Annotated in this window: 21 protein-coding genes and 1 pseudogene; 9 read left to right on the top strand and 13 right to left on the bottom strand. The window is 35.7% G+C overall.

From position 1 onward, the window contains the following. Positions 1-275 precede the first annotated feature (275 nt). The 7 genes and pseudogenes from P700755_RS09785 (at position 276) to P700755_RS09815 (ending at position 9,378) form a co-directional block, all read left to right on the top strand. Complete coding sequence (locus tag P700755_RS09785) at positions 276-1,742, top strand: IS66-like element ISPto7 family transposase (protein WP_015024507.1); 1,467 nt, start codon at positions 276-278, stop codon at positions 1,740-1,742. 46 nt (positions 1,743-1,788) lie between these two features. Then, positions 1,789-2,073: pseudogene (locus P700755_RS20745) on the top strand (IS1595 family transposase); the annotation flags it as partial. A gap of 922 nt (positions 2,074-2,995) precedes the next feature. Then, positions 2,996-3,592, top strand: coding sequence for an N-acetylmuramoyl-L-alanine amidase family protein (locus tag P700755_RS09795; protein ID WP_041758743.1), 597 nt, complete (start codon positions 2,996-2,998; stop codon positions 3,590-3,592). A gap of 85 nt (positions 3,593-3,677) precedes the next feature. Continuing rightward, positions 3,678-4,949, top strand: a complete 1,272-nt coding sequence (locus tag P700755_RS09800; RefSeq protein ID WP_015024509.1) for a BaiN/RdsA family NAD(P)/FAD-dependent oxidoreductase — start codon at positions 3,678-3,680, stop codon at positions 4,947-4,949. Positions 4,950-5,023: 74 nt separating this feature from the next. Beyond that, complete coding sequence (locus tag P700755_RS09805; protein WP_015024510.1) at positions 5,024-5,587, top strand: DUF3332 domain-containing protein; 564 nt, start codon at positions 5,024-5,026, stop codon at positions 5,585-5,587. A 143-nt stretch (positions 5,588-5,730) separates the two neighbouring features. Continuing rightward, positions 5,731-8,325 carry a T9SS-dependent M36 family metallopeptidase gene (locus P700755_RS09810; protein ID WP_015024511.1) on the top strand — a complete coding sequence of 865 codons (2,595 nt, stop codon included), beginning with the start codon at positions 5,731-5,733 and terminating at the stop codon, positions 8,323-8,325. Between the two features lie 84 nt (positions 8,326-8,409). Further along, complete coding sequence (locus P700755_RS09815) at positions 8,410-9,378, top strand: ABC transporter ATP-binding protein (RefSeq protein ID WP_015024512.1); 969 nt, start codon at positions 8,410-8,412, stop codon at positions 9,376-9,378. Here P700755_RS09815 and P700755_RS09820 read toward each other — a convergent pair. Then, the gene (locus tag P700755_RS09820) at positions 9,371-9,796 is read right to left on the bottom strand and encodes a hypothetical protein (protein ID WP_015024513.1); all 426 of its coding nucleotides are present in this window, start codon (positions 9,794-9,796) and stop codon (positions 9,371-9,373) included. The two genes, P700755_RS09815 and P700755_RS09820, sit on opposite strands and share 8 nt — an antisense overlap. A 109-nt stretch (positions 9,797-9,905) precedes the next feature. Between P700755_RS09820 and greA the strand changes: the two genes are divergently transcribed. After that, positions 9,906-10,382 (top strand): transcription elongation factor GreA, encoded by a 477-nt coding sequence (gene greA, locus P700755_RS09825; RefSeq protein ID WP_015024514.1) that lies wholly within the window; start codon positions 9,906-9,908, stop codon positions 10,380-10,382. Between the two features lie 12 nt (positions 10,383-10,394). Here greA and P700755_RS09830 read toward each other — a convergent pair whose 3' ends face one another. Both P700755_RS09830 and P700755_RS09835 read right to left on the bottom strand, forming a co-directional pair. Further along, on the bottom strand, positions 10,395-11,144 hold the full coding sequence (locus tag P700755_RS09830) for a GIN domain-containing protein (protein WP_015024515.1): 750 nt from the start codon (positions 11,142-11,144) through the stop codon (positions 10,395-10,397). A 49-nt stretch (positions 11,145-11,193) separates the two neighbouring features. Further along, positions 11,194-12,294 carry an acyloxyacyl hydrolase gene (locus tag P700755_RS09835; RefSeq protein WP_015024516.1) on the bottom strand — a complete coding sequence of 367 codons (1,101 nt, stop codon included), beginning with the start codon at positions 12,292-12,294 and terminating at the stop codon, positions 11,194-11,196. A gap of 195 nt (positions 12,295-12,489) precedes the next feature. On the opposite strand from P700755_RS09835, the gene P700755_RS09840 reads away from it, so the two are divergent. Further along, on the top strand, positions 12,490-16,044 hold the full coding sequence (locus tag P700755_RS09840; RefSeq protein ID WP_015024517.1) for a T9SS type A sorting domain-containing protein: 3,555 nt from the start codon (positions 12,490-12,492) through the stop codon (positions 16,042-16,044). A gap of 215 nt (positions 16,045-16,259) precedes the next feature. Here P700755_RS09840 and P700755_RS09845 read toward each other — a convergent pair whose 3' ends face one another. From P700755_RS09845 to P700755_RS09890, 10 genes are all read right to left on the bottom strand, one after another. Then, the gene (locus P700755_RS09845) at positions 16,260-17,072 is read right to left on the bottom strand and encodes a purine-nucleoside phosphorylase (protein ID WP_015024518.1); all 813 of its coding nucleotides are present in this window, start codon (positions 17,070-17,072) and stop codon (positions 16,260-16,262) included. A 12-nt stretch (positions 17,073-17,084) separates the two neighbouring features. After that, positions 17,085-17,699 (bottom strand): TIGR04282 family arsenosugar biosynthesis glycosyltransferase, encoded by a 615-nt coding sequence (locus P700755_RS09850; protein WP_015024519.1) that lies wholly within the window; start codon positions 17,697-17,699, stop codon positions 17,085-17,087. After that, positions 17,699-18,205: a rhodanese-like domain-containing protein gene (locus P700755_RS09855; RefSeq protein WP_015024520.1), complete on the bottom strand. Its 507-nt coding sequence runs from the start codon at positions 18,203-18,205 to the stop codon at positions 17,699-17,701. Before P700755_RS09855 ends, P700755_RS09850 begins: the two co-directional genes overlap by 1 nt. Positions 18,206-18,344: 139 nt before the next feature. Continuing rightward, positions 18,345-19,346: a phosphotransferase gene (locus tag P700755_RS09860; protein ID WP_015024521.1), complete on the bottom strand. Its 1,002-nt coding sequence runs from the start codon at positions 19,344-19,346 to the stop codon at positions 18,345-18,347. Between the two features lie 17 nt (positions 19,347-19,363). Continuing rightward, positions 19,364-20,350 (bottom strand): nucleoside hydrolase, encoded by a 987-nt coding sequence (locus P700755_RS09865; RefSeq protein ID WP_157609275.1) that lies wholly within the window; start codon positions 20,348-20,350, stop codon positions 19,364-19,366. Beyond that, complete coding sequence (locus tag P700755_RS09870; protein ID WP_015024523.1) at positions 20,298-21,044, bottom strand: ABC transporter ATP-binding protein; 747 nt, start codon at positions 21,042-21,044, stop codon at positions 20,298-20,300. The genes P700755_RS09865 and P700755_RS09870 overlap by 53 nt, the downstream gene beginning before the upstream one ends. Further along, positions 21,037-21,819, bottom strand: a complete 783-nt coding sequence (locus P700755_RS09875) for an ABC transporter permease (protein ID WP_015024524.1) — start codon at positions 21,817-21,819, stop codon at positions 21,037-21,039. The genes P700755_RS09870 and P700755_RS09875 overlap by 8 nt, the downstream gene beginning before the upstream one ends. Further along, positions 21,812-22,672, bottom strand: coding sequence for an ABC transporter permease subunit (locus tag P700755_RS09880; RefSeq protein ID WP_015024525.1), 861 nt, complete (start codon positions 22,670-22,672; stop codon positions 21,812-21,814). The genes P700755_RS09875 and P700755_RS09880 overlap by 8 nt, the downstream gene beginning before the upstream one ends. Positions 22,673-22,679: 7 nt before the next feature. After that, entirely contained in the window at positions 22,680-23,891 is a 1,212-nt protein-coding gene (locus tag P700755_RS09885) for an ABC transporter substrate-binding protein (RefSeq protein ID WP_015024526.1), read from the bottom strand. Positions 23,892-23,922: 31 nt separating this feature from the next. Further along, the gene (locus tag P700755_RS09890; RefSeq protein ID WP_015024527.1) at positions 23,923-26,910 is read right to left on the bottom strand and encodes a TonB-dependent receptor domain-containing protein; all 2,988 of its coding nucleotides are present in this window, start codon (positions 26,908-26,910) and stop codon (positions 23,923-23,925) included. Between the last annotated feature and the right edge of the window lie 8 nt (positions 26,911-26,918).

A 26,918-nucleotide genomic window follows, 5' to 3' on the forward strand; every position in this document is an offset into this window, starting at 1 on the left:
AATGAAAATAGCTGACGTTTACCTTTCAAAGGGGACAGGATAAAATAGGGGTAACTAATCAGTACTAAGTTTCGGATGGTTATTTTAGGAAGTCCTTAGGTTATTAACATTTTTAATTGTCTTATTAACAAGATTTTGTTTCTGTTTTTTTTCAAATTGGAAAAACATTGATTTTATCCATATCAGTTAACAACTTCTTTTGTTTTCTTGATAACTCGTGGTTTTTTACACCGCTATTTTAGCTGTATTGTAGGTACTTTGAATAAAACTGTTTTTTGTCAATAAAGCCAACATATCAAGAGTTGTATGCGACGTTTACTTCTCTCGCTAGACAAGTAAATGAACTTGAAGGCTTGGCAAATCAGAACCAAGCATTGATCCAAGAGAATCAAGGATTAATTAAAGAGAACCGAGGTATCATAAAGCAAAATCAGCTACTGTTAAAAGAGAATAGACAGTTAAAGGATAAATTATTTACCTACGAAAATCCAAAAAACAGTCGCAACAGCTCTATGCCTCCTTCAAAGGATGAAAACCATCCTAAACCAAATCAAAGTTTGCGCAAATCATCTGATCGAAAAGTAGGCGGTCAAAAAGGACGAAAAGGCAAAACTTTAGAGATGACAGCTCATCCCGATGAGATTATAGAATTAGTACCCGATTATTGTACTTCTTGTGGAAACGCATTACAAGACTTTTCTCCACAGAAAGAACAATCCCGTCAAATAGTTGATATTCCGCCTATCAAGGCTGTTTTTAAAGAATATCAAACTTTTAGTAAAATTTGTAATTGTGGATGTACATCTACCGCAGACTTTCCATCTGGAGTAAACACTTCTATTAGCTATGGCGAAAATATAGAAGGACTTGTCGCTTATTTTCATGCGCGTCAATTCTTGCCTTTTGCAAGAATGCAAGAAGTCTTTAACGCTGTTTTTAACATCCATATTAGTGAAGGTGGAATTCATTGTTTGTTAAATCGTTTTTCCGATAAAACAAAACCAATTTATGAAATTATAAAACAAAGGGTCTGCAATAGTACAGTTATTGGTGCAGATGAAACAGGGGTGAAAGTAAACAGAAGCAAACACTGGTTTTGGACTTGGCAAACCCCTAATCTAACCTATATTACGCATTCAAGAAACAGAAAAGGCGAAACGGTAACAACTCATTTTCCAAATGGATTTCCCAATAGTACACTAGTACATGATGGATGGAAACCACACCTAAACACGTTTGCTAAAAATCATCAAAGTTGTTTGCCTCACTTGCAGCGCAGATTAAATTACTTGAATCTAAAATATAAATCTGCTACTTGGGGTCTTGATTTTTCTAAACTTCTCTATGATGCTTTAGAACTTAAAAAAACACTGCCATTTCAAAATAAAGAGTACACCATTGAGCGCGCAAAAATAATTCAAAAACTCCAATGCTTATTAGAAAAACCGCCTGATAAAACTCATAAAGAACTCTTTAGCTTTTATAAACGGATGCGGCGTGAAAGACAGCATTTATTCACCTTTCTTTTCCTAGAAAATGTGCCAGCAGACAATAATGCCTCTGAAAGAGCTATTAGAAATGTAAAGGTAAAACAAAAAATATCTGGTCAATTTAAAATTGAACAAGCCGCACAAAATTTTGCGCAAATACGATCTGTCATAGACACCATAATTAAAAATGGGCTAAATGTCTTGGATGAATTAGCGCTTATCGCTAAATTTGAGTTTCAACGGGTAGACTGATTAGTTACAAATAGGGTTAATTTGTAATCGTTGTTAAGCAATGTGTCACTTCTGGCTTAAGAACAAATGGAGTCATCAGTTTAAAACCTGTCAATCGAAGCAGTCGGTGCGTAGAGGAATGATAATGCAAAGTCCAAAGTTATCGTTTATGACAAGGTACAAGACCATATTCCTTTTGAGCATTACTAAGAAAAGCTTTTCATCTAAAAAGATGCCACGACTACTGGGCTTAAAACGATATGAACCATCATGGGCATTGGTTCGTAAACTTCGTAAAGCTATGGGAAAACGAGATGACCGCTCAACTTTAAAGGGAATGATGGAGATAGATTGAGGATGCTCTAAGGCTGGTGCCTCAAAATTAGCACATCAACACATAAGGGTACTCCATAAGAATGCGGAAGTACTCTTTCAGGTTAGCTTGTAGCTGCCTTAAACATTAATAATAATCAGATAAAGAGAAATATCGCTTAATTATTAACACAGGATCTATCGGAACTCCGCCCGTACAACAAAAGCTTCTCTCAACTGGGAAGCCTTTTTATTTCCAATATTTAGTTGTAAAAAAGATGAGATCTGAAGCCGGTCTAGCTTTTCTAAGGCTTAATTCTCAGCTGTTATTCCGACAGAGAAGCCCTTTGCTTTGACGAGGAATCTTTCGTCTTTGGATAAAAAGTGTCCTCAGTCGCTTGTCAGCTCTTTTAGAATGACAGACGAGAAGTTAATCTGCCAAACGCACTGGAAAAGGCAAGTCTTGGAGTTGATGCTTAGAAAGATGTAAGTTCTATTTTTAGGATATTTAAATCTGGAAAAGAAACCAAAAGAATTAATAAACAGTTTAGGCTTGAGGATTTTGAAGTTTTATTTCTGAAAGACAAAACCTTTGACGAAAGATTTTTGACTGAAGAGCTTCAGATTTCAATTGAGAATCGTGAATCGCTTTACGAGTACTTGGCAAACAAACAATTGGACTCCTATTATCTTGAAACCTCCAATAGACTTCATCTAATCGACAGGCTACATAAGTTCGCTGAGCAATACAAAGAAATTATCTTCTGATCTTGAAGACTGATTGCAGCTCATAAATTTGTAAAATAATTATACTCATAAATCCGAATTATCAAATCACGTAGGGATTTAATTCATTCAGTATAAGACTCAAAGTTTAGACTTTATCAAAGTTTATTTTTTTTTCATAAAAAAAGCCTAATGTTTGTAAATAATTACTTAAATTTAATTTTTAAATGAGTCTTATGAAATTAATTTGTGTTTTGATGTGCTTGTGTTTTAGTTTTAGCTATGCTATTGCCGACCCTACGAATCCTAAAAAAATTAAAGTAGTTATCGACGCTGGACACGGTGGGAAAGATGGTGGTGCTCAACTCAATTCTATTTTAGAAAAGCAAATTGTTGCTGATGTTTCCTTACAACTCAAAGCTTTGTGTTCTGATAAAAATATTGAAATCATTTTATTGAGAACCGAAGATGAGTTCATTTCCCTTCAAGATAGAGTGTCACGGATAAAAACTCTATCTCCAGATTTAGTTATTTCTTTACACGCTAATTACTCTCAAGATAGAGACCGAAATGGTGTAGAGGTTTTTGTAGCGGATAATAATTTCACAGTCAGGTCTTCCTATTTTGGAACTAAGATTTTAGAATCTTTCAAGCAAAAAGACTTTCAGACTGCAACGCTTCAATCGGCAAATTTCTATTTATTAAAAAATGTAGACTGCCCTGCGGTGACCATTGAACTTGGCTTTCTATCCAATGCGGAGGACATGAAATATCTAAACTCAGAATTTGGCCAGAAATTCTTAGCCAAACAAATTGTTTCTTCTTTAAATTAATAGCCTTTAGGTCAAAGACAAATAGAGTCATTATTCTTTTAGTGAAGTTTAAGTTTTAGTCTATTTTTGCAAGAAAATAAATCGATTGACTATCTTAAAAACAGACGTTGCTATAATTGGTGGAGGTGCTGCAGGTTTTTTTGCCGCTATTAATAGTGCAGAATTAAATCCAGCGTTAAATATCATCATTATAGAAAAAGGTAAGAATGTTCTAAATAAGGTTAAGATTTCTGGAGGAGGCCGCTGCAATGTGACCCATGCAGAATTTGAACCTAAAGAACTCTCCAAAAATTATCCTCGCGGACAAAAAGAACTACTAGGCCCTTTTCATCAATTCATGACTGGAGATATGATGTCTTGGTTGGAAGAAAAAGGGGTGAGTTTAAAGATTGAAAGTGACAACAGAGTCTTTCCTATTTCTGATTCTTCCCAAACGGTTATAGATTGCTTTCAAAGAGAAGTGGACACTTATGGTATCGAAGTCAAAACACAAACAGGAATAGAGGAGATCAACCCAATCGATAACCAAGACTACTTCTGGGAGTTAAAGAGTTCTAAAGCAATTTTTCACACAAAACAGCTTATTATCGCTTCGGGGAGTAGTCCGAAAATGTGGAAACTCGTCCAAGCCTTAGGGCATAAAATTATAGATCCTGTTCCCTCTTTATTTACATTTAATATTACGGACTCACGAATAGAGGGTTTGTCTGGGATAAGTGTGAATGCCGAAGTAGAAGTATTTACAACAAAAGATAGGGGAGTTACTAAGCAAAGATTAAAAACTTTACACTCTTCGGGTCCGTTGCTCATTACTCATTGGGGGATGAGTGGTCCTTGCATTTTAAAGCTTTCTTCAAGAGGTGCTAGAATTTTTAATGAGTTGAGCCATCAATTTCAATTGAAAGTAAATTGGCTCCCCGATCACAACATAGAGTCTTTGAAATCTTATTTTGAAGATCTTAAAACCTCGCACCCCAAGCAACTTGTTTACTCTGCTGCTATAGAGAGTTTGCCTAAGCGACTTTGGAAGAGTTTGCTAAAGTATATCGATATAGACAAAGATTTAAATTGGTCTGATATTAACAAAGCTCAGCTTCAAAGTCTTGCTGAAGTGGTGTGTGAAAGCGAATTGCATGTCAACGGGAAAAGTACATTTAAAGATGAATTTGTCACTGCTGGAGGAGTAGACTTAAAAGAAATTGATTTTAAAACTTTTAGGAGTAAACTCCACGATCATCTCTTTTTTGCAGGAGAAGTCCTGAACATAGATGCTGTGACAGGAGGTTTTAATTTCCAAAGTGCTTGGACTAGTGCCTATATCTGTTCTCAAGAAGTGAGCAAATCATTTGAATGTTAAATTTCTGTTTATCTAAAATAACTTTTAGGTATTTCAAGTTATATTGAAACTGTAAACCATAAAAAATTAGCACAATGAAAAAGAAAATTTTTATTTGCGGAGCTTTATCAATGACTTTATTAAGCACAAGTTGTTTAGGCTCTTTTAGTGCGTTTAATTCTTTAAGAAATTGGAACGACGGAGTCACCGACAATAAATTTCTGGACAGTTTAATTTTTTGGGCTCTCGTCCCTATTTATGGATTATTTATTTCAGGGGATGTTTTATTCTTCAATGTTCTAGAATTCTGGACAGGCGATAATCCAATTGCAATGGCAAAAGGTGAAAAAGAAATACAATACGCCAAAGTTAATGGACAAGATATAAAAATGACAGCCACTCAGAATCATTTTTCCATTGAAGTGTTTTCTGGAGAAAATAAAGGTAAAACTTTAGAAATGGTGTTTACCCCAGAAAATAAATCATGGAATTCAATCAATGAGGGTGGTGAGCTGATTAAATTGGCATCTATAAAGGATGGATTCTATATGGTGCATACTCCCAATGGTGAATCTATACAAATAGATCCAAATGCTTCCAAAGAACAAAATTTAACTTTGCTTCAGGGGAAAGTAGCAGACTATAAAACCTCTATGTGAGTGGAGGCTAAATAATTAGTTTTATAGTGATTTCAAAAACTGATTCTAAAATGTCAGTTTTTTTATTTAAAAAAATTAACAAGCGTTAGTTTTATTTAAGAAAGTTTTTAATTAAGTTGCTAAGAAATTAATAAAAAAACAACATGAAATCAAAATTACTCCTATTCTTATTGGTTTTCAGTTCGGTATCCTTAGTGAGCGCTCAGACTGAAATCGATATTGTAAAGAACTATTTAGAACAAAAAAAATCTGAGAATTTGTTACTTACAGATGATTTCTCCGACTTAATTCTTGCTTCACAGCATTTTTCTAAAAGTACAAATGCTGATATTATTTATGCTCAGCAAACCTATTCTGGAATTCCTATTCATAATGCAATAGGAAATTTTGTATTAAGAAATAGTTCGGTTAAATATGCTAAATACGATTATGAAGTTGATTTGGCTTCTAGAATTTCAACTCAATCTCCTGTATTAACTCCAGAGCAAGCTCTAAATGCTGCTTCTACTCTATTAGGTATTGGTAACCCTACCAATATTTCAATTGTTGGGTCTAAATCTTCAAATAACCTAATCTTATCTAAATCTGGAGTTTCGATTGATGATATTCCTGTTCAGCTTGTTTATTACAAATCTGAAAGTGGCGTATTAAATCTAGCTTGGGATTTATCAATTCACATGATAGATGGTTCACATTGGTGGAGCGTTAGAGTTGATGCATCAAATGGTAGAATTTTAGATAAAATGGATTGGATTGTAAATTGTAATTTCGATCACTCTACTATTGTGGGCAGAACATTCAGACCACCTTTCCAAATCCAAGAGACTACAGGGGCAAATCTTTTACAAGACGGTGCCGTTTACAATGTATATCCTTATCCTGTTGAATCTCCTATTCACGGTGATAGAGCGATAGTAACAGATCCTTCAGACAATGAGTTTTCACCCTTTGGATGGCATGATACAAATGGAGAAGTAGGTCCAGACCACACCATTACTAGAGGTAACAACGTCCATGCTTATGAAGATAGAGGTGCTGTGAATGTTCCAGGATATTCGCCTGATGGTGGGGATGATTTAAATTTTGATTTTCCTTTAGATTTTAATCAACCACCACAATTAAACGAGGATGCAGCCATAACAAACCTATTTTACTGGAATAACATTATCCATGATATGTGGTCTTATTATGGATTTGATGAAGCTTCAGGAAATTTTCAACAAACGAACTACACGGCTCAAGCTTTTGGAAACGATTACGTAAGAGCTGAAGCTCAAGATGGAGGAGGGCTTAACAATGCTAATTTTGGAACCCCACCAGATGGGTCTAGACCAAGAATGCAAATGTTTTTATGGTCATCTTCAGGTCCGCCAGAGGCACCGCTTACTGTTGAAACTCCAGAAAGTCTTGCAGGGGATTACGACGGTGTACCAGCGGGTTTTGGTCCTGCATTAACCTCAGAAGCGATCATAGCTAACTTTGCATTGGCTAAAGACGAGGAAATAGACCCCGATGAAAATGATATTTGTCAACCTATAACAAACCCTAGTGAGTTAGATCAAAAAATTGTAATTATAAGAAGAGGAGATTGTACTTTCGTTAGTAAAATTTTACTAGCTCAAGAAGCAGGTGCCTTAGCTGTTATAATGGTGAATAATGTTCCTGGAGCACCTATAACAATGGGTGGAGAAGATACAGGAGATATTGTGATTCCCTCTATAATGGTAAATCAAGCTGACGGAGAGGCTATTATAGATGCGTTAATTGCAGAAGAAAATGTCTCAGGCTTTTTGGTCAACAGTGGTCCATATCAAATAGACGGTGATTTTGATAATGGTATTATAGCTCATGAGTATGGTCATGGTATTTCTAACCGTTTAACTGCTGGTGCACAAAATGCAAGTTGTTTAGGCAACGAAGAGCAAATGGGTGAAGGTTGGAGCGACTGGTTAGGTTTAATGATGACCATTTCAGCTGATGATATTGCTACCGAAGGAAGAGGAATTGGGACTTACGCTATTAATCAAGAAATAACAGGTTTAGGAATCAGACCTTTTAGATATAGTACAAACTTTTCTGTAAATCCTGCTACTTATGATTACACAAATAGACCTAGTATAAGCAGACCTCATGGAATTGGTTTCGTTTGGGCAACTATGCTTTGGGATTTGAACTGGGCTTTAATTGATCAATATGGTTTTGATTCTGACTTATATAACGGAACTGGTGGTAATAATTTTAATATGCAACTTGTTATCGATGGAATGAAATTACAGGGCTGTTCTCCTGGATTTATTGATGGTCGAGATGCTATTTTAGAAGCTGATATTTTAGCTAACGATGGCGTCAATCAATGCTTAATTTGGGAAGTTTTTGCTAAAAGAGGTTTAGGATGGAGCGCTGAACAAGGGAGTTCTGGGAGTAGATCCGATCAAACAGAGGCTTTTGATCTTCCACCAAATGAAGATTTAAATTGTGCGCTTTCCAGCGATGGTTTTGGAGCAGAAACCTTTGGAATCTATCCAAATCCAGCTAAAGATTATTTTAACTTAAGTTTGACCAATACGGATCTTTCAAACTCCAAAGTTGATATCTATGATTTAAACGGTAAATTGGTTCTTTCAAAAATGTCAGATAGCAATCAACGTGTGGATGTTCAACAACTTAATTCTGGAATGTATGTTGTTTTAGTTGAATCTGGAAGTAAAACTTTTACTCAAAAACTTCTAGTTCAATAAGAGTACTTAGTATATATCTTTAAGACCAAAGCCGGAAGGCTTTGGTCTTTTTGCTTTGTTTACATTTGCAAAAAATAGTTTCTTATGCTTAAAGTGAACAACCTAAGTTATTTTCACGGGAATGGTCAAGGTGCTTCAGAAATCAACTTTGAATTGACTAGAGGCGATCACTTAGCCTTAATCGGAGAAAGTGGTTGTGGTAAAAGCACCCTTATTAAAGCTATCTATGGACTTTTTGATTTAGATGAAGGTTCAATTTATTGGAAAAATGATCGAGTTTTAGGCCCCTCTTATAATTTGGTTCTTGGGTTTCCAAGCTTCAAACATCTGTCACAAGAGTTCGATTTAATGCCGTTTACAACTTCAGAAGAGAATATTCAAAAATACTTATCAAGAGAAACTCCACAAGAAAATAAGAAAAGGAGCGATGAACTTGTTGCTCTTTTTGATCTTCAAGATGTCAAAGACCAGAAAGTAAAAACACTGAGTGGTGGACAAAAACAAAGAGTAGCAATTGCTCAAGTTCTAGCTAAACCACCAGAAGTTGTCCTGTTGGATGAGCCTTTTAGCCATATAGATCAATTTTTGAAACATCAATTGAGACGGCGTTTATTTCAATTTTTGAAAAAAGAAAAGATCACTTGTATTTTTGCGACCCATGATGCAGATGATGTCTTGCCATTTTCAGATTATACCATGGTCCTTAAAAATGGAAAACCCATAGACTTTCGCCATACCACCGAGGTGTATTCCAAGCCTAAGAACTTTTATTGCGCTTCTCTTTTTGGAGATGTCAACCTTTTGAATTCAAAAGAGTTTGGTTTCGAGTCTACGACACCAGAAATCATCATTTACCCTCATGAGATTAACATTAGCCAAAAGGGAGATTTTCAGGCTGAAGTAAAATCGATGTTTTTTAAAGGCTCAAATTATTTGGTAGAGATGAAGTATAAAACTAAAAGCATTTTTGCTGTTTCAGAATCGAATTTAGAAAAAGGATCAAAAGTCAACTTTCAATTTAATCAAAAACGCATTTATAGTCGGCTTAATTAAAAATCCTCAAGACTCCGCCACTTTCTGTAATTCTATAGGCAAATAGGGGATATCTTAACTCTTCTTCAAGAGATTGACCTGTTACCAAGCTATAACTATTGCCAGGGTCGTTACATCTTGATGAGGCATTAAGACCTTCGATGATAAGTCTTGAACAATCTTCGGGTACTAAGTTTGGGTCTGCTGCATCCCAAGCCAAATAACTACTTCCTGAATTAACAACGATAAGCCCTAAATTACCTTGTCCTGGAATATAAACTGAATTACCACTAAAGTTGAGATTGTTAAATTGAGGAAGACTTAAATTGACCTCATAATTTACATTTATGTTGAGTAAATTGGGATTTCGTCTTTGGTTATCGTCACTTTCGCAACTTGTTAAAAGGATAAATCCTATTAAAAATAAAACAGCTTTCATATTAATTTTTTGTGCCTTATGGCTTTGATTGTACAAAAATATTATATTTGTAGTATAGGATCTCGAAATATTCGGGATTCTTTTTTTGTTATATATAAACGTAGGAATTATGAGTAAAGTATCGTACTATACAGAAGAAGGATTGAAAAAGTTGAGAGCTGAGTTTGAACAACTTAGAGATGTCGAGCGTCCAAAAGCTTCACAAGATATAGCTGATGCAAGGGATAAAGGTGATCTAAGTGAAAATGCTGAATATGACGCCGCAAAAGAAGCTCAGGGTATGCTTGAGATGAGACTAGCAAAGCTTGAACAAGTCGTGGCTAACGCAAGGGTGATTGATGAGTCTCAATTGGATACTTCAAAAGTGTTGATCCATAGTAAAGTGAGGTTGAAAAATGTGAAGATGAATCAGGAAATGACCTATAAACTGGTAGCTCAAAGCGAAGCCGATTTAAAAGCGGGAAAAATTTCTGTAGACTCTCCAATTGGTAAGGGTTTACTTGGAAAAGAGGCGGGAGATACCGCTGAAATTGAAGTGCCTAGTGGGAAGATTACTTTTGAAATTCTTGAGGTCTCAAGAGATTAATAAATAGTAGACTTATTCAAAAATAAGCTGACCTGTATAAAACGCCTCTACATCAATATGTGGAGGCGTTTTTGTGCTGATGAGATTACCAGATGAGCGAATTTCCCCTTCCAAGCGCTGGATTGGAGTGACTACTGCATTTTTAAAAGACCGATGGAAAAAGGTAACAACCTCAGCTTCTAGTTGGCGAGCTGAAACGGTACCCGAACCAGAAAACGTACCAAAGTTGAGACGTTCAGTTTTTCCGCTTAATTTAAAGTCCGATATTCCTGAGCCTGTTATGTTTACTAAAGAATTATCAACCTCAATTTTGAAGTTACCCAAGCTTAAGGCTTCAGTATCATTGAAATCTTCAGACACCAACGAGAGCTTTTCAAACTCTAACATATTTGTACTGATCACATCAAATTGAGAAGAATTTCTGACGTAATTCAGACTTGAGCTTTTGAGCTTTAGTACTATAGGTGGTTCAGAAAAACCAGTACTACAAAGCCCCTCGACTTTAAACTCAAACTCATTGCCGTTTTGAATAATTTCTAATTGATCTAAATGGTGTTTTCTCCCCATAATTTCCAAACTCTCCTCTGTAGTAAAGGTAATTTCAAGGCTTATATTTTCTCTGATGGTAATTTGTTCCAATCCAGAAATGTCTAAGATTTGCGTTTCAGTTTTACCACTTCCCCGAAGACAATCCTTTGTAGAATCTATATCACAAGAATTGAGAAAGAAAGTAAAAATTAATATGGCGATATATTTTTTCATCTATGCCTGTTGGTGCTGTACATTTCTTTTAAATGTCCATAATGGATTTTTATAAGCGTATTCCTATTCCATATTCTATAGCCTCTGCTTTAGAATAATGCGTTTTGAGTAAAAGTGAAACATAAAAATTCTCTGTGATATAGCGTCTTAAGCCAACTTTTAAATATTCCCTATCCAGATAATCAACTGGATAATAGATATAGTAACCCACCTGAGAAAGTACACTCCATTTGCCTAAATAAAGCTCATGACCTAAAAATAACCCAACTCTCCTCCAATCTTCATCTCCTTGGAAGCTATTTTCTTCTTGAAATGCGACGGCCCTATAGTTAATAAATGTTTTTACTGACGGGGTGAAGAATACATCTAACCCAAATCGTATCCCACTTCGGTGAGATAGTCTCTTATTCACGGAAGTAGTTAACGTGAGAAAAGCTTCATTGGATTCTCCCCAAATTCCACTATCATTTGCTCCTGTTGCTACCAAAAGATCCCAAGACCATCGTTTTGAAACAGGTTCTAAAACACTCGTTTTATATTCCTTTTCAGTTTGATGGAAGTCGTAACTCAATCCAGCTTGAAAGCCATAATTGTTGGTGCTGGTATTTGGCGATTTTGTTTTCCCATTGGAGTAGTGAACAAGAAACGTCCCAAACTTAAAGTCAATAGGTGAATTGAAAATATTTTGAAAGCGATACTCTAAACCAAATAAAATAGAACCTGTAAACGTCGAGCCATAAGCTGTATTTCTTGGGTTGGTTAAAGGATCGTATGAGTTGGGAATATAGCCTGCTCCAAGCCCAGCTTTTAAGCTTAGTTTTCTGTGCCAAAAAAAGAATTTATACTCTCCATGAAGGCTGTAGACCTTACCGAGCTCTGGCGAACCCATGTCTTGGATGAGTAAAGAGGCACCATAACTAGGGTAATTAAAGAGCTGTTGCCAATTTTCCTCTCCAAACGTTTCTCGTTCCCAAGAAAATAAAACACCCTGAGTTGGCCCTTGGATAAGATGCAAGATTTGTGGACTATGCCTCATAATTTTTCCATACAAATAATCTATATGGAATACATCTGAGTTCTTTTTCTCTTGGGCTAAACCAATGGTTAAGAATAATAGGAAGGAAAAAGTTAAGCCGGACTTTGAATTCATTTATAGGATAACTAATTATCACAAATTTAAACTTTTTTGATGAGGTGTATGGATATGAGGTTAGGGATCGAAATGAAAAGCGGATGAAAGAGTTGAAATTGAAACAATTTATATTTAAGTGTTAAAATTAAATTTTTTAAGTAGGATATTTTAAGATCTAATTGTTTTATTAATGTAGATCCAAGATAGACTATTATGAAAACAAAATTAACTTACCTCCTTTTATTGAGCATCATTAATATTTGTCTTGTTCGATCACAAGACTTAGAAATTGGTTCTCCTGTGAATCTTACCGAATGTTTTCAATTTCCAATAGAGGGATTTGATTTGACCTTAAATGATGGCAACGTATTAAATGGATTATCACCAAATACCTTTAGCGTGTATTATTTTGATAATCAAGCAGACTCCAATAACAATAGTATTTCTAACGCTATTTCTACCCCAGAAAATTATTCTACTGGAAGTTTTGATTTAGCTCAAATTTGGGTGAATGTAGTCGAAAATGCTAATGAGAGTAACTTCGGTAATTCTACATTTCTTTTAATCAGTATCGATGTGCCAGTGGCTAACAATCCAGGACTTACTAGCCTTTCAGGAAACTTTTATGTGAATGATTGCGATGCTGGCGATACTTTTGATTTAACCCAACTTAACGCTAATGTTATAGGAAGTCAATCAGGTAATTTTAATATTACCTATTTTGAAAGTATAACGGATGCAAATAATAATCAAAATGAGATTGTAAATCCTGAAAGCTTTCCCATAAACCCCCAAAATGGATCTGTTCAGAAATTTAGCTTAGTAGTGAGGATCGAATTTGATGATGCCACTTTGTGTTTTGATATAGCAGAATTTGAATTAAATACATATCAACAACAAGAAGATGATGTGGAAGTAATTGATTTGCAAGTGTGTTCAGGGAGCTCTGGACAAATATTTGTAGATTTAGATGATGCGTTAGTTGTCAATAATCCAGATCTTCCTTTGATACCCGGTTTTACGGAATTCACTATAATCGATAATGGAGGGAATAACATTTCATTTCCAAATTTTGAAAATCAAGTTATTCTTAATTCATATAACCCATTTACAGTAGAAGTTAGTTATGTTGTTGGCTTATCTGTTATAGGCTCCTCTTTTGATAATTGTACCCTTACAGAAATATTTACAGTGTTCCCAAGCTATACTCCACAGGTTCAAGACATCACCGATATCATTGCGTGTTCTGCTGAAAATGAAGAAGCTATATTTGATCTAACTATAAATAATGCTCTAGCCATAGGAGACCAAACAGGAAACTTTACTATTTCTTATCATTTCACTTTAGCCGATGCCAATGCAGGTACGAATTCTGTAACGGATTCTGGATTAGATCCAACAGCATTTCCTTTAAATGATTTTGAGCAATTTTTATTTTTAAGAATTGAAAATACAGATGGAACAGAATGCTTTTCTGTTGGATTTTTCTTCCTTCAGGATGCTGATAATTTAATTGCACTTCAACCAGAAAACACCAACTTCTGTTCTTTTATCGGTGAAGATAATCTAACAATTGATTTAACCGCTTTTGATGCAGATGTAAAAGGAAGTCAGGATGATATCAACTTAATAGTAACGTATTTCCAAGAGGATGTAAGAATCGATACTCCTTCGGCTTTCACGATTAATACTGGAAATACAACAATAACCGCAGTATTATCTCTCGACATCTTTACCAGTTGTTTCGATGAAGTTAGTTTTGATGTTTCCTTGAATTCAACACCTGCAATCAGTAATTTATTGGATTTAGAAGTTTGTACTGATTTTGATTTTAGTTCAACTTTCGATTTGAGTCTAAATATTTCTGAGGCCATCGGTAACCAAGTAGGAGACTTTGAAGTTTTCTTTTTTAACTCACTTGAAGAGGCAGAAAACAACGAAAATTCTTTGCAAGAGCAGGGAATTGATGTAGAAAACTATCCGGTAGATTCTTCAGTAGAAACGATTTTTGTACGCATTCAAAATGAAAATTCAGAGTCTTGTTTCAGCACCTCTTCTTTTGAACTGAATTCCTTTCCAATTGAAATTAATCCTCTGGTTAATTTAACTAACTGTAGTGATCAGGATAGTGTCAACGCTATTTTTGATTTAACTGAAAATGAATCTTCTGCTTTACCAGATGAGGCCGACCTCACTGATTATTTCTTTTCTTACTTTGATGAAAACGACGAGCTAATAACGTCTCCCGAGGCCTTTGAAACTTTTGTAAGTCAAGAGATTAAATTAGAAATTGCCAGCAGTACTAATCCAGCTTGTGTAGTCGAAGGCTTTTTTAATATTGGTATTTTTGAAACTCCAATGGTTGTTAATTTATTGGATTTAGAAGTTTGTACTGATTTTGATTTGAGTTCAACTTTTGATTTGAGTTTAAACATTCCTGAAGCCATCGGCAACCAAGTAGGAGACTTTGGAGTCTTCTTTTTTAACTCACTAGAAAATGCAGAAAACAATGAAAAATCTATACAAGAGCAAGGAATTGATATAGAAAACTATCCGGTAGATTCTTCATCAGAAACGATTTTTGTACGTATTCAAAATGAAAATTCAGAGTCTTGTTTCAGCACTTCTTCTTTTGAATTGAATTCCTTTCCAATTGAAATTAATCCTCTTGTTAATTTAACTAACTGTGGCGATCAGGAGGATGGTAACGCTATTTTTGATTTAACTGAAAATGAATCTTTTGCTTTACCAGACGAGGCCGACATCACTGATTATTTCTTTTCTTACTTTGATGAAAACGATGAGCTAATTACATCTCCCGAGGCCTTTGAAACTTCTGTAAGTCAAGAGATTAAATTAGAAATTGCTAGCAGTGCTAATCAAGCTTGTGTAGTCGAAGGCTTTTTTAATATTGGTATTTTTGAAACTCCAATGCTTGTGAATTTAGTAGATTTAGAAGTGTGCACTGATTTTAATTTTAGTTCAACTTTTGATTTGAGTCTAAACATTCCTGAAGCCATCGGTAGCCAAGTAGGAGACTTTGGAGTCTCCTTTTTTAACTCACTTGAAGAGGCAGAAAACAATGAAAATTCTTTACAAGTGCAGGGAATTGATATAGAAAACTATACAGTAGATTTTTTAGCAGAAACGATTTTTGTACGCATTCAAAATGAAAATTCAGAGTCTTGTTTCAGCACCTCTTCTTTTGAATTGAATTCCTTTCCTTCGGAAGCTAACGATATAGAAAATATAACCGAATGTTTAGACTCAGAAACAGGTATAGCACTATTTGATTTGTCCGATATTCCTAATTTGGTCACCACTAGTTCAGAGAACTTAACTCAACTCACAGTTAATGTGTTTACAGCTTCAGATGAGCTGGTTGATATCAATGAATTATATGAAGCTACAAGTTCTGAAACCCTACAAATTGAAGTCATAAATACGGCTAATCCTACTTGTGTGGAATTTACTTCCGTATTTTTAGAAGTGCCAAATCCAAACGATGAAAATTGTACTCTAGGGATAACAACAGAAGAAGGTTTAGTTCTTGAAGTGTATCCCAATCCTTTCACTAATACTCTGAATATTTCTTCTCAACAGCCTATTCAGCAAGTGAATATTTATAATATCCAGGGGAAAATAATTTCTAAGATTAGTGGGAATAGCTTAGAATTTTTAGATGTAAGCAATTTGTCATCGGGTGTTTACTTAATACAATTTAGTAGTTCAGAATTGAGTGTTACCCAAAAACTTATAAAACTATAGAGTTGTCACACCAAATTAAATTTATAATGTCGTGTAGTAAATTGAATCATACTGCGACTTAGTTCACCGCAGGTTTTTTGATTGATCGAAGTTAAAAATAATTAGAATAGCCTTAGATACGGTAATTATTTTTAATAAAAATCAAGCGAAAAAGAAACGATTTATTGCGACATTATAGGTTTAAAATGGCATAAGTAGACTGCCTACAAAATCCACTAAAGTGTTTTAATTAGCTCACCAAATAACTTGACAAGTCTTGGTTCGGCCCTAGTAGCAGTGGCGATGATCTCTTCCACGTTGAAGGGCTGTAAATGATCGGGGTCACACTCGTCTGTCAAGACAGAAATAGCCGAAACAGGAAGCTTTAAGTGGTTAGCCACAATAACTTCGGGGACCGTGCTCATGCCCACGGCATCTGCTCCAATGAGACCAAGATACCTATATTCTGCTCGGGTTTCTAGCTGAGGTCCTACCACAGAAGCATATACGCCTTCATATAAGGTGATCCCTAAAGTTTTAGCTGCTTTTAGAAAGCTTGTGTTCATATCTTTATCATAAGGAGCTGACATGTCTACGAAGCGTTCACCTAGCTTAGAAACACCTTTAAAGGCTAATGGAGATCCTCCTTGAAGGTTAATATGGTCATCGATCAGCATCAACTCTCCCTTCTTAAAGGTTTTGTTGATCGCGCCAGCAGCATTGGAAACCAATAGTTTTTCGATTCCTAATTCTTTCATGATGCGGACGGGATACGTGATATCCTGTAAAGAGTAGCCCTCATAAAAATGAAAGCGGCCTTGCATCACGACTACTTTTTTCCCGCTTAGTGTCCCGTAAATGAATTTGCCTTGGTGAAATTCTACTGTAGCAGTAGGAAAATGCGGGATATGGTTATAACTGATTTCGATTTCTATATCTATGTGTTCTACAAGTTTACCTAAGCCTGTGCCTAAGATGATTCCTACTTGTGGAGATTCGAAGCCTTTATTTTTAAGGTAATTTACTGTTTTCTCTAATCTATCTTTCATTATTGTATTTTTTTAATTCAAAAGCTTATAGGGAATGAAGTGATGAAATTTTTTATATTTTTTTAAATCATCAACGGTATCAATGTCGTTTTTTTCTTTGAGAAGTTGAAAAGATTTGCCCTTTAAATCGTGTAAGGTTTCTTTTAAAACAAGTTCTGTGCTCCAAGCTTTATCCTTAAAAGCTTCAGGGTGAAAAGCAGACATGCCCATTAAATAATACCCACCGTCTTCAGCTGGACCAAAGACTAAATCATGGGTTTCTAAAGCTTGAAAAGCATTATGAATATCGGAAACCTCAAGTTCAAATAAATCGCTTCCTACAATGCACACTTGTTTATAGCCTTTATGAAATCCCCATTCGAAGGCAGCTTGCATCTTTTTACCCAAGTGTCCTTGAGACTGAACTTGCTTTTGAAAATCCGCGTCGTTCCACAAATCATCAGTTTGAATGTTTTCTGAGTAAAAGACAACACAATCTTCCTTAAGCTTGCTTAGGACTTTAGCGGTATACTGAATTAATGCTTTGTAAACAGCTAATGTATTCTCATCGCCAATACTCACAGCTAGGCGAGTTTTACATTTGCCGAGTTCTGGATTCTTCGCAAAAACAATGACTAATTGATCCATTAATATACCTTTTGTCCACGCTCTAGAAACTCACCCCAAAACCTATCGTAGGCATGAATTTTCTGAGTGCTATTATTTTTGTGGTCATAGATTTTATAACCCTTATTGAACCATTCGAACATCCCCCCGTAAAGGTTATAGACATTTACGTAACCTTCTTTTTTTAGCTTTTCACCAATTTGTTCGGACCGGACGCCTATGGAGCAATATACCACAAGAGTGTCTTGGGTCTGAATTTTATCTTGAATAGAGGTCATTTCAAAATTGCCGTAGCCTACAAAAATCGCATCCTGTAGATGACTTATTTCATATTCTGAAGTTTCTCTGGCATCTAAGAGTTTCACTTCTTTATTTCCCTCTATCAAAGCTGCTAACTCCTCCACAGATAGATACTCAACTGTGTTAGAATTATACTTGTCTATTGCTTCCCTTATAGAGTTTTGAGAAATCCCAAAAAATGGAACCCCTCCCAATACGCTGCATAAAATAAAAACTTTATAATTCACCTCTATGTTTTTTGTCTAAATTTTTAAATCAGATCTTTTAAAATGTCCCTTTTGCTGTGTTTCACATGAGTATTACCCTATGAGTTGATTTTTATAATTTCTTTGTTACTGGTTATAAATCATTCTGTCTTTAGTGAATTTATTCGGTTGTTACCAGAATCGATTGTGCTTCATTCAATAAAGCCTTTCTCTCTTCAAGATCAAGATTCAATGGTAATTGTGCTAATCCAAGAATACGTCTTAAGATTTCTACTGCCATGAATTGCTTGCAAAGTTGATCATCGATAGCTGACAAATCCTTATAAATTTTAAGTGCTTTTTCAACCAAAGTATCAGGTTGATTCGCCATTTTTAGATGAGCGAGAGTGACTCCCATTTCAAATTCCACATCTCCAAAAAAGCAGAATTCTGGATCTATAATTTTAATACCATTCTCGGTCTTTAACCAACTCCCAGGGAAATAATCTCCATGAAGTAAAGCTTTTCCATCTTCTAAATATCGATCGCCTAATTTTTTTACAGCCTGTTTTAAAAGTATATCTTCTTTAAAAGGGAGTCCAACTTCCTGTAAACCGGAGAGAATGTCGTCTAGATCTAGTCCATTGTCACTGAGGTATGGATAAATAAATATATGTTCATGATTGAGTTTGCGCATCTCTCTGTTGGGGAGTAAAGCTCGACTGGTATCCGTATTGATGGTTTGGTGCAGCCTTGCTGCAAAAGTTATTATTTCCTCAAGTTCAGCGATGTCTAATCGCATATTCTTTTGATATAAAAACGTATAATCAACCCCATTTCCTAAATCTTCAAGATTTAAGACATGGTTTTTTTTATCGACGCCAATCAGTTTTGGCATCTTTTTTTTTATACTTTCTTCTTCAGAAATAAGTTGATAAAATTCTGCCTCTCGAAGGGCACGTTCAGCAGGAGCTTCTATTTGGGGGTATTTCTCTACAAACTCACGGCTTTGTTTTATGATAAGACTACGCTCTTGAGTTTTTACTCGAATTATGAAATTCATATTTCCTGCACCCGGTATTTCTATTGCTGTTATCTTTTCATTCAGCGGTAACCAACCCTGACCTTTAAGGTATCTCTCTAGGCAAGTTTTGTCTGCTGTTAACTGCTCTATTATTTTCAAATTCTTTCTTTTTCGGTTTATTTTAAAAGGCTTTCCATCAATTTTTGATGATAATTCTCAATGACATCATGGCAATAGGTCACTGGGAAACCTTCACTTTGATCACAAATAAGATAGTGTTTAAAATGACGTTTAGGCGTGTTTAGTAACATGTCATTAGGATGAATTTCCAGATGTGCCTTTAGCTCTTCTTTTATTAAATCGTCGGGTTCCATCAGGTAATGACTTGCCAACACATCAAATGGGTTAAAACCTTTTTCACCACTATCTAACCATTGTTGCAACCAAGGCTGGGAGGCTTTGGAAAGCCATTCACTTACTGGATCACTATTTTTTAAATGGTTTAAATCCTTTTCAGTGATCCACACTTTATTTGAGATTTCAAATGGACAGAGAACGACCTTCACTCCGCTTTCAAATAAGACTCTAAAGGCATCGTTATCCAGATCAAAATTAAGATCAGGCGCATGTTCCATTTCAGTTTTTCCAATTTTAAAATAAGAGGTTGGCTTCCGTCTCCCAGCGACAAGCACGACTTCTTTTATACGTGATTTCAATTCTGGATATAGCAAAAGTAGTGTACTGATATTTGTTGCTGGTCCTATAGCGAGGATATGAAGGGGGTTTTTTCTTAAGCGTTCAGAAAGCGCTTCCACAGCTTCATTGGTTTCTACGTTATCAAGATTTAGTTTCGTTCCTGCCCCCTTGTAAACAGAAATGGCATAAGGTGCAAATTTATCAACCATATTTTGAGAAAGCCTGTAGGCATCTTGAATTTTAGTATTGCCAAAAACGGCACTTAAGCCAGCGATCTTTATGTTTTTGGCTTTAAAAAGCTGTAAAACAGCATAGCCATCATCAACATCACTATAGCCTTCGCCTTCATAGTTTTTCATTCCTACTGAAAGATCGGTATCTATCCATACTTTTTTCTTTTCCATAGCTTCTATTTTATAATTTGGAAAACTCACCACGTTGTAGATTGCTCCAGAAATCAATTTCATCTGTTACTCCAGATTTAGCATCCTCATAAAACTCTTTTTTAGAGGTGTAAGCTTTATAATTTCCATTTTCAATTTTGCCAATGTCATCCCCCATAATAATAGCCTCTTTCAAATCGTGAGTCACAAATAAAGCAGAAATAGACAGCTGTTTTGCCAAGTCTTTAAAGAGTTGTTGCATACTGTGTCTTGTTTCCACATCCAAAGCTCCAAAAGGCTCGTCCAAAAGCAATAATTTAGGCTCCACAATTATGGCTCTTCCAAAAGCTACTCTTTGTTTTTCACCCCCAGATAGTTGGTTTGGGGATTTGTATTTCATATGTTCTAATCCAATGGTCCCTAACATTTGTATGACTCTTTTTTCAATTTCAGCTTTACCTTTTTTCTGTAGTCGTAGACCAAAGGCAATGTTTTCAAAAATATTTAAATGTGGAAATAGTAAGGCTTCTTGATATAGATATACGATATTCCTTTCTTGAGCTTTCATTGCCATTACCGGTTTTCCTTCTAGGGAAATGCCTCCTTGGTCTGCATCTTCTAGACCGGCAATTATTTTTAACAGGGTGGTTTTTCCACTTCCAGATTTACCGAGAATACTCAAGACGGTATTGGATTCTAAACTCAAATGAATGCCATTCAAAATCGGTTGACCCTCAAATGTTTTTGATAAACCGTTTATGTTTAAGAATTCACTCATAATCAGCAAGCTTTTTAGAAGTTTTGAAAATAAGTCTTTTGTTCACTAACAAAAGCAAAACAGAAGGTAAAATCAATAAAAATCCAGCTAAGGCTGCCAAGAAGGGATTTGCCTCATTCACATAAGTAAAAACGCTTACGGTAAGTGTTTTTACTTTTCCTGCTCCTATGAAATGCGTAAGGCCATATTCGAACCAAGAGATTAAAAAACATTGAAAAAAGCAGAGTAGAAGTGTCGATTTAGCTAAAGGCAAGAGGACACGTTTTAAAGTCTGAGTAGTTGATCCCCCTAAAGTGAAACTCAAATTTTCTAAAGACTGAATCTGGGAGGTCCAAAAGGTCGAACAAATAATAATTCCAAAGGGGAAACAAATTAAGAATTGGGCAATAATGACACCTAAAAGCGAGCCTGAAAGCCCAGTTTTTAAAAAGTAAAAATGAATAAGCAAAGCAAAAATAATGGGAGAGAGCAGATAAGGTACATACGCTAAAGACAGCCAAGTCGTTTTGTTATAAGAATAGGCTATTTTTTTGGAAAAATAAAAGGCAGTCACTGTCGAAACTAAACCTACCGAAATCGACAAAAGCAATGACAAGCCTAAACTTTTTGTAAGTTGAAAACTCGGGCTAAAAAGAGCTTCCCATTGCGACGTTTGCCATAGATTGGGCAGGATATGTGGATAGTACCATTGTTTACCAAACGATAAAATTAAAAGAAATACAATGGGAAATAAAATGATAAAACCTACTATGCTCTGACCGATATGTTTACGCATAAGCTTTTGTTTTTAGCTTTGCTAATCTTTGAAATCCAAAAAAGAGAAAGAGCAAGAACAAGACATAGAGAATGGCCATAGCATAAGCTTGTGGAATATCATTTAGGTTGAAGCGTTGGGCTTTATCTACAATAGCTACGGTTATCATTTTAGGGTTTTGGCGTCCCAACAACAATGGAATCTCATAACTACCGATTACGAAAATCAAAAATAAAAGCAGACTCGTCTTTGCCTTTTGAAGTAAGATAGGTAGGGTTATTTTCATTAAAACCTGCCGTTGACTCGCTCCTAAACTTTTTGCGATGTGTTGAAACTTAGTCACATGTTCATTTTCAAAAATTCCTTTTAGAATTAGGCTTAAAAAGGGGGTGATGATAAAGCTGGAAGCAAGAATAATCCCTATTCCATACGCATCATTGACTACACTTGGGAAATCTTCAATGTCTGAAATGATACCTATCTGGTAGAGGAATCTAGACCAGAATCCTGCTTTAGAAAAACTTTGAAAAATGAAAAACCCAACTACGGTCGCAGGGAAAGCTAATGGCAAATAAATGAGAGTACTTAATTTTCCTCTTCTAAGATCGCGATGCCAGTTGACGACCATCCAAAGTGCTATTAATAGGCTTATCCCAACACTTATAAGCCCAATACCAAAGCTGAATAAAAGGCTTTTCCAAAAGCTAAAATTTAAAAGAACATCGCTCCAATGCTCTGTTGTAAAACCAGTATTGAGTAAGCCAATTACCCCAAAGCTATACAGTAAACCATAACTTAAACCCAATAACATAGGAAGCAGCATCAAGATGAATAAGGCTGTTTTCCAAGGGGTTATTTGTTTAATGCTGAGCATAGTTGATCTAGTCAATAAGGTTTTTCTTGAAGTCTTCTGCTAGGCGGATCATATATTCTGGTGCTAATTCTGGTAAAGCTTTCTGCTGAATATCCTTTCTTGGTGGAGCATAATTGCGTTGAGCAATAGAATTAAATTTCTTTTGAAAAACAGAATCTAGCTTTGAGACTTGTAAAACAGTTCCATCCCCCCACACACTTGGTTTCATTTTCTCAAGCTGATTTTCTTCTGAAATTAATTCATTAACCACTAACATAGCGGTAAGCTTTTTCTCAGAAAGCTTGCTGATTCCTAAGTAATGAGAATTTTGAATGGTTCCAAATTCAGGGACATAGGCTCTTGAGCTTTTTTGAAATAAACCTTCCTCTACTTTATTATCTACTTCAGCATCATTAATGCTCATGGTAAATAACAATTCGCCATTGGCAAATAATTGATGCATCTGGGCAACATTTTCAGGAAAGACTTCTCCTTGTCGCCATAAATAAGGCTTTAGTTGGTTGAGGTATACCCATAGTTTATCACTGTATTTCGCATATAAGTTTTCATTGAATTCGCCTTTTAATACGTTGGCCCCTCCAGCAATATCCATTAATAACGCCTTCATAAACGTTAGCCCAGTAAAGTGATTATCCCATGTAAATTTTCCTGGATGCTCCTTTACAAAGCTTAAGAGTTCTGCTCTAGTTTGTGGTGGCTGTTTAATTTTATCGTGATTATAGATAAGTGTCATTTGCACATTCCCCCAAGGCATCTCGTAACCATCAATAGCTTGCTGAAAATCTTTACCAATAAAAGGATTTTCAAAGTCGATTTTATAAGCATTGGGAAGCTCACTCGTCCAAGGTCCAAACAAGGCATCGATCTGGCGCAGTTGATAAAAGGTTTCTCCATTAATCCACATCAGGTCAATTTCACTAGTACTTGCATCAGCCTGTAATTCTGCCATTAGCATTTGTACAATATAATTACCCTGTCCATCTACAATAGTCAAATTGATATTGTGCTTCTTGAGTAATTTAGGTTTTATATATTCCTGCATGTAGACATTGATTTTTGGATCGCCTTTCCACATCATCATTGTCATGTCCTGAGCTTGTCCTCCTGCTTGAATATCTTCCCAAGTGTAGTCATCCAGAATAAGCGGTTTTGTTTCCGAAGAGGTTTGGCACGAGATGAACATCAGGCTAAAAGCATATAGTACTAGAAAATACTTCATTATTTAAAAATTAGTCTTTTATAATTTTAGTTTAAAACAGATATCTAACCCCAAACTGAAATTGTCTAGGAGGTCCTGCGTTTCTTTGTATGAATCTTCCAGAGGATGCTGGTCCCGCCTGTATTTGGTTACTTTGAGTTGCATTGTTGCTGTAACCACTAAGATTTTCAATGTTGAATACATTAAAGATATCAGCTCTTACTTCTAAGCGATGCGTCTCACCAACTAAAAATTGATGTTGTATGCCAATATCAAAATTGAAAGACCAAGGTAAACGGTCGTTGTTTCTAGATTCACCGGGTGAACGGTCACTGTTACCTACATAAGCATCTCCAAAAGCAGAACCATCACCATTTAAATCTGTAGTTCCAAAAATTGTTGCATCTGGAATTCTATTTATAGGTTGGCCGCTTTGAAGAAGTCCTGCAAAAGTTACTACAGAATTTTCGAATGGATAATAATTGAAAATACCATTTATATTATGGGTTCTGTCGTTAATGGATGGTCCCCATTCACTTCCATAATTATTGGCATCTTGCGCTCTAAAGTTGATGTCCTCTGTGTTGTTTTCTAATCTGGATAACGTATAATTCAGACGGTAATCGTAATTGTCGTTCCCTCTTGTTTTTTGAAGATTAAAACTAGCTGCCCAGTATTCTGATCGGCCCTTAGATTCTGTCATGACCACATTTCTAGCGACACCAGAAACAGCTTGACCATCTATAATACCTTGGCCATTGATGATAGGAATAGGTCGAGATGCATCAGCTTCTTCTAGTGAGCGAACATCGTTTGGTAGGAAGTCTGAATCTATCGGAAACTCCTCTGCAGCATTTAAATTACGCAATCGGAAAAGATTGTGGCCTCGGTTATGAAATACATCGATAAAAAATAATTTATCATCTTCTAGTTGGGTTTGGTACCCTAAAGAAAATTGATGGCTGAATGGATTATCATATCCATTTGGATTTAAAATTCTACGCTCATTAGAAAAAACAGACTCTCGCTGGTCTTGCAGATCACTTGGACTAGGTCCTTGTAAATAGTCTACATCAGTTAGATTGGCTGTAAGATTTCCATTAAAAGTCACACGATTTACATCTGTATTTTGTGGTAATATACCTTGATTAATCAGTTCTTGTATCTGTAATTGATAATCTGCTGAAGTCGTGTTCTGCTGTAAAGCATCACTATGAATCGCATAAGAGATTTTATCGTAAGCCATACCATACCCTCCTCTAATTACCGAATTTTCTCCAATTTCATAATTGAAATTAATTCGCGGGGCAAGGTTATCTGTGTCACCAGATGTACTGCCGCCTTTAGATAAATCATCATAGTCGTAACGTAATCCGTATACCAAATTCAATTTAGGGTTAACCAGCCATTGGTCTTCGAGATAAAAGCTATAAATATTTTGTGTGGTTCCAAATGAGTTAGGGCGTAGTTCCACACCATAATTGACCACATTTACATTAGAAGGAAGGTCATTGATGTTTAAACCACTACCAAGATCGCTATTACGAATAGTATTAGTTTGATTTTGAGTAAGATCTACTAAATAATTTCCATCGGGATTACCGCCTCCAAACAATTCATGATCTCCAGAAATATATTGAAGACCAGCTTTTATAGTATGGTTGTTTAAGTAATATTTCAATTTTTGCTGCACTTGTAAGGTGTTTTCAATTTCATCAAAAACAAACCCAGAACTTCCTAGAACTCCAATGGTGAATTGTTGAGGATTGCGAAGAGTAACTTGAGGTCCAACGTTTTCAGGATTGGCGTAATTCCATCTAAAGCGACTGTACTGGATATTGGTTTCTCCGTCGATATTTCCAATTTCATAATTGTTTTTGAATGCAAGATTGATACTGTTTCTTTCTTGAGCGGCTCCTGCAGAGGGAAAGATCACGCCACCATCAAGGCCGCCTCCTTGGTTTTCAATCTCAATCCTACCCACATTTGCCCTAAGCGAACTTCTAAATTGATCGGACCAAAGGTGATCGATCTTTAGGGTGAAATAATTAAATGCATTATTGCCGCGAACAGTTTCACTCACGCCAAGGTCTGGGACATTCAATAAATTGTCTTTTATATCAGTTGTATGTTCGTAGTTAAAAAAGAAAAAGGTTTTGTCCTTAGCTATAGGCCCACTAATAGCAAGGCCTGTTTGGTAACGAGCAAAACCATTTTTTACTTGATTCCCAGATAAATCGCGTTGAGCAAATTGGCTAGAAGCATCCACACTCGGTCCAGGGCGAGTGATAAAATAAGTTTCACCTTTAAGCGTATTGGTTCCCGATTTGGTTGTGACATCAATAACGCCATTGCTCGTTAGTCCGTACTCAGCAGAATAGTTGCTGGTAAGTACTGTGATATCTTTTACAGCACCAGCGGGAATATTGAAACGCATTCCACCAAGAAATCGCTCATTATTATCCATCCCATCAATGGTGTAATTTGTGAATAAAGGGTTGGCACCATTGATGCTCACCGTAGGAGCTTCAGGGAAAAATCCAGTTGCTTGCGTTACATTGGGTAAGCGGTACAATATCCTTGTAATATCTCTACCTTCTACTGGAGTTTGCTCAATATCTTTGGCATTAATTTCAAAGGACACTTCTGCATTACGACGATTGATTTTCAGTTTGGTATTACTAGTGATGATGACTTCTTCTAGGTTCTCTGCCTTGCTAGATTTTTTATAAGCATACAGTTTAATTGCTGGACTTTCGTTAGAACGCAGATTGAAGAGTTGACTCTCAGAAGCTTCAAAAGCCTCATTCCCTTCAAATAAAATTTGATACCCGTTGACGGTTGGAACAGATCTAAAAGTTACTGCGCCATTTAAATTTGTAGTTAGTGGTTTATCGATGCCTTGCTCTAAATTTCTTAGAGTTAATGTTGCATTTTCCACTGGAAGATTGGTTTCTAAATCCAGTAAACTAACTTTTATGTTTTCTTGTGCATTTGCAAATAGACATGCCCAAAAAAATACAAATGTTGTATATTTCATAAGTGTAA

Origin of the sequence: Psychroflexus torquis ATCC 700755, assembly GCF_000153485.2 — a bacterium.
Lineage (GTDB): Bacteria > Bacteroidota > Bacteroidia > Flavobacteriales > Flavobacteriaceae > Psychroflexus > Psychroflexus torquis.

Coding starts and splice junctions, on each gene's coding strand:
- P700755_RS09830 (WP_015024515.1), bottom strand. CDS start 11,144: ATGAAAAAATATATCGCCATATTAATTTTTACTTTCTTTCTCAATTCT.
- P700755_RS09890 (WP_015024527.1), bottom strand. CDS start 26,910: ATGAAATATACAACATTTGTATTTTTTTGGGCATGTCTATTTGCAAAT.
- P700755_RS09865 (WP_157609275.1), bottom strand. CDS start 20,350: ATGAAATTGATTTCTGGAGCAATCTACAACGTGGTGAGTTTTCCAAAT.
- P700755_RS09875 (WP_015024524.1), bottom strand. CDS start 21,819: ATGCGTAAACATATCGGTCAGAGCATAGTAGGTTTTATCATTTTATTT.
- P700755_RS09795 (WP_041758743.1), top strand. CDS start 2,996: ATGAAATTAATTTGTGTTTTGATGTGCTTGTGTTTTAGTTTTAGCTAT.
- P700755_RS09845 (WP_015024518.1), bottom strand. CDS start 17,072: ATGAAAGATAGATTAGAGAAAACAGTAAATTACCTTAAAAATAAAGGC.
- P700755_RS09870 (WP_015024523.1), bottom strand. CDS start 21,044: ATGAGTGAATTCTTAAACATAAACGGTTTATCAAAAACATTTGAGGGT.
- P700755_RS09835 (WP_015024516.1), bottom strand. CDS start 12,294: ATGAATTCAAAGTCCGGCTTAACTTTTTCCTTCCTATTATTCTTAACC.
- P700755_RS09885 (WP_015024526.1), bottom strand. CDS start 23,891: ATGAAGTATTTTCTAGTACTATATGCTTTTAGCCTGATGTTCATCTCG.
- P700755_RS09815 (WP_015024512.1), top strand. CDS start 8,410: ATGCTTAAAGTGAACAACCTAAGTTATTTTCACGGGAATGGTCAAGGT.
- greA (WP_015024514.1), top strand. CDS start 9,906: ATGAGTAAAGTATCGTACTATACAGAAGAAGGATTGAAAAAGTTGAGA.
- P700755_RS09840 (WP_015024517.1), top strand. CDS start 12,490: ATGAAAACAAAATTAACTTACCTCCTTTTATTGAGCATCATTAATATT.
- P700755_RS09810 (WP_015024511.1), top strand. CDS start 5,731: ATGAAATCAAAATTACTCCTATTCTTATTGGTTTTCAGTTCGGTATCC.
- P700755_RS09805 (WP_015024510.1), top strand. CDS start 5,024: ATGAAAAAGAAAATTTTTATTTGCGGAGCTTTATCAATGACTTTATTA.
- P700755_RS09880 (WP_015024525.1), bottom strand. CDS start 22,672: ATGCTCAGCATTAAACAAATAACCCCTTGGAAAACAGCCTTATTCATC.
- P700755_RS09850 (WP_015024519.1), bottom strand. CDS start 17,699: ATGGATCAATTAGTCATTGTTTTTGCGAAGAATCCAGAACTCGGCAAA.
- P700755_RS09820 (WP_015024513.1), bottom strand. CDS start 9,796: ATGAAAGCTGTTTTATTTTTAATAGGATTTATCCTTTTAACAAGTTGC.